The 6,485-nt window shown below is 66.5% G+C and carries 6 protein-coding genes; 5 read left to right on the top strand and 1 reads right to left on the bottom strand.

Annotation, left to right across the window (positions count from 1 at the left end; genetic code table 11):
• The first annotated feature begins 11 nt into the window (after window positions 1-11).
• Window positions 12-1,130, top strand: coding sequence for an anhydro-N-acetylmuramic acid kinase (locus ACE3TU_RS17345; RefSeq protein ID WP_374626462.1), 1,119 nt, complete (start codon window positions 12-14; stop codon window positions 1,128-1,130).
• 3 nt (window positions 1,131-1,133) lie between these two features.
• Here ACE3TU_RS17345 and ACE3TU_RS17340 read toward each other — a convergent pair whose 3' ends face one another.
• On the bottom strand, window positions 1,134-1,556 hold the full coding sequence (locus tag ACE3TU_RS17340) for a GNAT family N-acetyltransferase (protein ID WP_374626460.1): 423 nt from the start codon (window positions 1,554-1,556) through the stop codon (window positions 1,134-1,136).
• Window positions 1,557-2,054: 498 nt separating this feature from the next.
• Here ACE3TU_RS17340 and ACE3TU_RS17335 point away from each other — a divergent pair, with 498 nt between their 5' ends.
• The 4 genes from ACE3TU_RS17335 to ACE3TU_RS17320 all read left to right on the top strand — a co-directional run bounded on the left by ACE3TU_RS17335 (window position 2,055) and on the right by ACE3TU_RS17320 (window position 6,412).
• Window positions 2,055-3,143, top strand: a complete 1,089-nt coding sequence (locus ACE3TU_RS17335; protein WP_374626458.1) for a LacI family DNA-binding transcriptional regulator — start codon at window positions 2,055-2,057, stop codon at window positions 3,141-3,143.
• Entirely contained in the window at window positions 3,140-4,396 is a 1,257-nt protein-coding gene (locus ACE3TU_RS17330; RefSeq protein WP_374626456.1) for an extracellular solute-binding protein, read from the top strand. Before ACE3TU_RS17335 ends, ACE3TU_RS17330 begins: the two co-directional genes overlap by 4 nt.
• Window positions 4,397-4,460: 64 nt before the next feature.
• Window positions 4,461-5,534: a carbohydrate ABC transporter permease gene (locus ACE3TU_RS17325; protein ID WP_374626454.1), complete on the top strand. Its 1,074-nt coding sequence runs from the start codon at window positions 4,461-4,463 to the stop codon at window positions 5,532-5,534.
• Complete coding sequence (locus ACE3TU_RS17320) at window positions 5,534-6,412, top strand: carbohydrate ABC transporter permease (RefSeq protein WP_374626452.1); 879 nt, start codon at window positions 5,534-5,536, stop codon at window positions 6,410-6,412. Before ACE3TU_RS17325 ends, ACE3TU_RS17320 begins: the two co-directional genes overlap by 1 nt.
• Window positions 6,413-6,485 lie beyond the last annotated feature (73 nt).

The following is a 6,485-nucleotide window of genomic DNA, read 5'->3' as shown; positions in this document are numbered from 1 at the left end:
AGGAGGTGTGAGTGCAGCCAATCTGGGCCGTCGGCCTGATGACCGGGACCGTTCTGGACGGCAACATCGACGTGGCGTTGCTGCGCACCGACGGCGAGAACATCGAGGCCTTCGGCCCCTACACGCTATCCCCGTATCCGCAGTGGATCCGCGACCTGCTCGAAAGGACGCTGACGGCGGCGCGCCAGTGGAACTTCGACGGGCCGGAGCCGGCGATCTTCGCCGAAGCCGAGCAGGCTCTCACCCGGGCGCAGAGCGAGGCCGTTCGCCAGCTGGCGGCTTCGGCAGGACTGGGCCTGGGCGAGATCGGCATTGTCGGGTTCCACGGCCAGTCCGTGCTGCACCGGGCCCCGCAGCCCGGACGCATCGGCGCGACACGACAACTCGGCGACGGTTGGCTGATGCACCGCCTGCTCGGCGCCCCGGTCGCGTATGATTTCCGCTCCGCCGACGTCCGCTCGGGGGGCCAGGGGGCGCCGCTCGCGGCACTCTACCACCAGGCGCTGCTGCGACGGATCGGCGCCGACGATGGACGCACGGCGGTGCTCAACCTTGGCGGGGTCGCCAATGTCACCTGGTGGGACGGCGGCGAACTACTGCTCGCCTTCGATGCCGGACCGGCGAACGCACCGATCAACGACTTCATCCGCGGCCTGGGACTGGGGGAGATGGACCGCGATGGCACCCTGGCGCTGCAGGGCCAGGTCGACGAGGACCGGCTGGTCCGCCTGCTGCAGCACCCCTATCTCGCGGCCCCCTTCCCCAAGTCCCTGGACCGGTTCGACTTTTCCTCCAGCATGGCAGATGGCCTCGGTCCCGCCGACGGTGCCGCAACACTGACGGCGTTCACGACGTCCGCCGTGGGCAAGGCGCTGGACCTGCTTCCTCGGCATCCCGAGCGGCTCGTGGTCTGTGGCGGCGGTCGCCACAACCCGGCGATCATGACCATGCTCGGGCAGCGCGCCGGGGTCGACGCGGTGCCCGCCGAGGCCGTCGGCTGGCGCGGCGATGCGATCGAGGCGGAGTGCTTCGCCTTTCTGGCCGTGCGGGTGCTGCGCGGCCTGCCGATCAGCCTGCCGACGACGACCGGGGCCCCCCGGCCGTTGACCGGCGGCGTGCTCGCCATGTGACGATCAGAGCGGCTTCTGCAGGAAGGTGCGGGTCCGCCCTCGCGGGAAGTCGGCGAGTTCCCCGAACGGGACATAGCCGGCGCGCCGGTAGGCCTTGAGCGCGACGGGATTGAAGGTATCGATGTAGGCGCCGTGGCACCCCCGCGTCCGCGCCTCGACTTCTGCGGCTGCGAGCAGCGTACCGGCAAGACCCTGCCCGCGCTGGCTTTCGGCGATCCACAGCCATTGCACGTAGAGCCAGCCCCAGGCGGTGTAGCCCGAGAGTCCGGCGAGGACCCTGCCCTCGCCGTCGCGCGCCGCGACCACCAGCGGCCGGCGGCCGGAGGGGCCGACATCGGCGTCATTGAAGGCCGCCAGCTGGTCGCCGATGGCCCTCAGGGTTTCGGGCGACGGGGTGTCGGTGACTTCGAGCGAATATGCGTTCATCCCAGCCCTTCGGGATCGGTTGGCGCGACGCAGCCCGCCGGGAGCACACCCGAGCCGACCAGTCGCGACTGGCTCCGCATGTTCAACGGAAGCGCCCGACAAGCAAGGACAAAGGAGATCCTCCCCACGGGACGCCCGCCGCGTCACCGACGCCGCACGGAGCCGCAGGCCGAGGCGCCCACCTCACAGAGGCCTCGACAGCGGGGGGAATCCAGATGCCTGCGCCTCGGCAACGCCCCTGTGGCCTCGCAACGATTCCGCGCGCCCAAAGTGCCATCGCGATTCCGGTTCAGGCCAGCCTGTGGCGCTTCACAGAGTCTGGAAGGCTCCCGTTCGGACGGAAGGACCTGTCTCCGCCAGACCGGGGAGGACGCCTGGGGCATTCCCCACAAGCGATCCGCATGGGGCGCACGGGCGCTTGACAGGGTTCCTCCTCCCGCTTTATGACATCGGTGTCATGACATCGGTGTCACAACCCGAGCGTGACGGGAGGGTCTGTTGGCAACCATCTACGACGTGGCCAAGGCGGCAAATGTCTCGCCCAAGACGGTCAGCCGCGTGCTCAATGGCGATGCTCCCGTTGGCGCGAAGACGCGCGACGCGGTCAACGCGGCGATGGCGGCCCTTGGCTACGTCCCGTCCAACGCGGCGCGCATGATGCGCTCCAACAAATCGGGCCTCATCGGGCTGATCACCGGCGCCATCTCCACCTCGCCCGAACCCGTGCAGCCCGCCGGTCTTCCCGAACTCCTGCTCGTACAGGGCATCCAGCGCATCATCGGGGCGAGCGGCAAGACGCTGATGATTGCCGATTCCGGCGGCCGCTCCGACAAGGTGCCGCACCTGATCAAGACCTTCCTCGAACACCGCGTCGAGGGGTTGATCTACGTGGCCGAGTATCATCAGGAGGTTCAGCTGCCGAGCCTGGGCGAGGACACCCCGCTGGTGCTGACCAACTGCTTCGACCAGCACGGCACGCCTGCGGTCGTGCCGGACGACCGGCGCGGACAGCACGATCTGGTCCAGCGCCTGGTCGCGGCGGGACACGAACGGATCGCCTACCTCACCCTCAGGGAGGACATCGTGGCGACGGGCCTGCGCAAGGCCGGCTACCGCCAGGCGCTGGCCGAAGCGGACCTGAGCTACGACCACAGCCTCGTGCAGTGCTGCGAACTCGACAATGCCGAGGGCGACACTCAGGTGCTCTGGGATGCCATCGACCGGATGCTCCAGCTTCCGGACCCGCCGACCGTGTTCTGCTGCGGCAACGATCGCATGGCGCTCAGGGTCTACGGCATCCTCAGGTCGCGCGGGCTGCGGGTGCCCGACGAAGTGTCGGTGGCGGGCTACGACAACTACCGCGTCATCGCGGAAACCCTCTATCCGCCGCTGACGACGGTGGAACTACCCTACTCGGCCATGGGTGCGCGCGCCGCGCAGCGCCTGCTCGGCCTGATATCCGGTGAGAACCGGGAGGACCGCGGAGCCGCAATCGTGGCCGGTCCAGTGTGCTGGCGCGGCTCGGTCACCGAGCGCCGGCCCAGCAATCTCTCCAGACTCAAACTCATCAGGGAGGACTACAAGTGAACAAACTCGGACTTTTCTCGGCGGCTCTGCTCGGAGCCACGCTTCTGAGCGGCGGCGCCTTTGCCCAGGCCACGCTCTCGATGTGGTACCACGGCGCCGGCAACGAAGTTGAATCCAAGATCGTCAACCAGATCATTGCCGACTTCAACGCCAGCCAGTCCGACTACAAGGTCGAACTGCAGAGCTTCCCGCAGGCCGCCTACAATGACAGCGTCACGGCCGGCGCCCTCGCCGGCAACCTGCCGGACATCCTCGATGTCGATGGCCCCGTGATGCCCAACTGGGCCTGGGCCGGCTACATGCAGCCGCTCAAGATCGACGAGAGCAAGATCGCGAGTTTCCTGCCCGGCACCAAGGGGATCTGGAACGGCCAACTCTACTCTGTAGGGCTCTGGGATGCGGCCGTCGCATTGGTCACCCGCAAGTCGTACCTCGATGAACTCGGACTGCGGGTCCCCACCCTCGACCAGCCCTGGAGCAAGGACGAGTTCATGGACGCCCTCGCCAAGGCGAAGGCCTCCGGCAAGTTCCAGAACGCCCTGGACCTTGGTACGGCCTGGACCGGCGAGTGGTATCCCTATGCCTTCTCGCCGTTCCTGCAGAGCTTCGGCGGCGATATCGTCGACCGCTCGACCTACAAGTCGGCCGAGGGGGCGCTCAACGGCGAGGCCGCCATGGCGTTCGGCAAGTGGTGGCAGGGGCTGTTCACCGAGGGCTATGCCCAGGCGACGCAGGACCCCGCCGACCGCGACTCCGGCTTCAACTCGGGCAAGTATGCCTTCTCCTGGAACGGCAACTGGGCCGCGCTGGGCACGCTGGCCGCCTTCGATGACGTCCTGTTCCTACCCGCTCCGGATTTCGGCAGCGGCTCCAGGATCGGCGCCGCCTCGTGGCAGTTCGGCGTCTCGGCCAAGTCCGCCAATCCGGAGGGCGCGGCCAAGTTCATCGAGTTCGCCCTGCAGGACAAGTACCTCGCCGATTTCTCGAACGGCATTGGCCTGATCCCTGCCACCTCGTCGTCGGCCGCGATGACCGAGAACTACAAGGAAGGCGGCAAGCTCGCGAGCTTCTTCGAGCTCTCCGCAAAGCAGGCCCTCGTCCGTCCGGTGACCCCGGGCTACGTGGTGCAAGCCAAGGTGTTCGAAAAGGCCCTCGCCGATATCGCCAATGGTGCTGATGTCGAGGCCACGCTCGATGCCGCCGTCGATGAGATCGACGCCGATATCGAGAAGAACGGCGGCTACGGGCACTGATCCCTCTCAGGGCCCTCAGGGTCCCGGCGTCGCTCCGGGACCCTGTCCTCTCAGCGAGATCGCAATGGCATCGAAATTCACCCGCTCCAACCGCGCCGGCTGGCTGATGGCCGGGCCCGCGGCTTTCCTGATGGCGCTGTTCGTCGTCCTGCCGTTCCTCTTCGCCATTCTGCTGAGTTTCACCAATCAGCGCCTCGTCTCGCCGAACCCGACCGAGTTCATCGGTCTCGCCAATTACCAGCAATTGCTCGGCGTGGGGCTTCTCACCCTCGAACCGCAGCGCGACACAGAGGGCAACGTCGTCCGGCAGGAGGATGGAAGCCCCGCCTATCCGCGGCTGCGCGACTACACGCGCGGCAATCCCGACTACCCCGAACTCGACGGGCTGCGCGAGTGGTTCAGCTTCCAGTCGGGCGACAGCCGCACCTATGTGCTGGCGCGCGACGTCGTCTTCATGAAGGCTCTCGCCAACACCTTCATCTTCGTGCTGATCGTCGCGCCGCTGCAGGGGGGCCTCGCCCTCGTCCTGGCGCTGCTGATCAACCAGCGGCTGCGCGGCATCAACCTGTTCCGCGCCATCTACTTCATGCCGGTCGTGGTCTCGATCGTCGTGGTGTCGCTGCTCTGGCGCTTCATCTATGACGGCAACTCGGGATTGCTCAACAACCTGCTCTCCGCCCTCACCTTCGGGGCCTTCCCCCGTATCGACTGGCTGGGCAATCCGTCGACCGCGCTCGGTGCCATCATCGCCATGTCGATCTGGCAGGCGGTCGGCTTTCACATGGTCATCTGGCTGTCCGGCCTGCAGACGATCAGCCCGACCCTCTACGAAGCGGCCGCGGTCGAGGGATCCTCGCCCTGGCAGACGTTCCGCTACGTCACCTGGCCGGGGCTGCGCAACACGGCCGTCCTGGTGCTGATCGTCATCACCATGCAGGCGTTTTCGTTGTTCTCGCAGATCGACGTGATGACCAATGGCGGCCCTCTCGACGCGACCCAGACGATCGTCTTCCAGGCGGTCGAACGGGGCTACGGGAAGCAGGACATCTCGGGGGGTTCGACGATTTCCGTCATCCTCTTCATCCTCGTCCTTTCCATCTCGCTGCTGCAGCGCTGGCTGACACGGGACAAACGCTGATGGCCCAGATCACTGCCGACAACCACCGGCTGCGCCTCGTGGTCCGCTACACCGTGCTGGCGCTCATCGCGCTGATCTTCGTCTTCCCGCTCGTCTTCATGATCATGTCGAGCTTCAAGCCCGACCAGCAGCTGCTACAGGACACGAAGAGTTTTGCCGCCTTCCTGCCGGTGGGCGACATCAGCCTCGACAACTACTTCGACGCCTTCAGGCGGGCACCGGTCGGCCTGTTCGTGCTGAACTCGGTCATCGTCACCGGCGTGACCGTGGCGCTGTCGCTGCTCGTCTGCTCGCTGGCCGGCTTCGCCTTCGTCTTCATCGACTGGCGCGGGCGCGAACTGGTGCTGACGGCCATCCTCGCAACGCTGATCGTCCCCTTCGAGACCATCGCTATCCCGCTGCTGCTGATCGCGTCGAAACTGCCCTGGATCGGCCCCGAGGGCCTCACGCTGGGCTGGCTGAACTCCTATCAGGTGCAGATCATCCCGTTCGTCGCGGACGGGCTGACGATCTTTCTCTTCGTGCAGTACTTCAAGGACCTGCCGGGCGAACTGATCGAGGCCGCTCGCGTGGAGGGGGCCTCCTGGGGCCAGGTCTATCGCAGGGTCGTCATGCCGCTCGCCGGCCCCGTTCTCGCCACTGCCGCCATTCTCAAGTTCCTCGCCATGTACAACCAGTACCTGTGGCCGCTCATGGTGGTGCAGGAGGAGACCTACCGGCCGGTGATGGTCGGCCTGCAGTATTTCTTCCAGCTCAACCGGGCCTGGGGAGAGATCATGGCCTATCTCTCGCTGATCACCGTTCCCGTGCTCGCCTTCTACCTCTTCCTGCAACGCGCCTTTATCGCCTCGATCGCCTCGACCGGCGTCAAGGGCTGACGGAGTTCTGAGATGACGATTGCCCTCGCCGACAAGTGGATCTGGGACAGCTGGTACGTCCGGCACGACGGCC

The organism is Devosia sp. (genome assembly GCF_041917035.1).
Taxonomy (GTDB): Bacteria; Pseudomonadota; Alphaproteobacteria; order Rhizobiales; family Devosiaceae; genus Devosia_A.
The sequence above is the reverse complement of the archived record's forward strand: the minus strand, read 5'-3'. Positions and strand labels throughout refer to the sequence as shown.

What these genes read in the sequence shown, in the direction of transcription:
- ACE3TU_RS17340 (WP_374626460.1), bottom strand. Translation starts at nt 1,556, where the DNA reads ATGAACGCATATTCGCTCGAAGTCACCGACACCCCGTCGCCCGAAACC.
- ACE3TU_RS17325 (WP_374626454.1), top strand. Translation starts at nt 4,461, where the DNA reads ATGGCATCGAAATTCACCCGCTCCAACCGCGCCGGCTGGCTGATGGCC.
- ACE3TU_RS17320 (WP_374626452.1), top strand. Translation starts at nt 5,534, where the DNA reads ATGGCCCAGATCACTGCCGACAACCACCGGCTGCGCCTCGTGGTCCGC.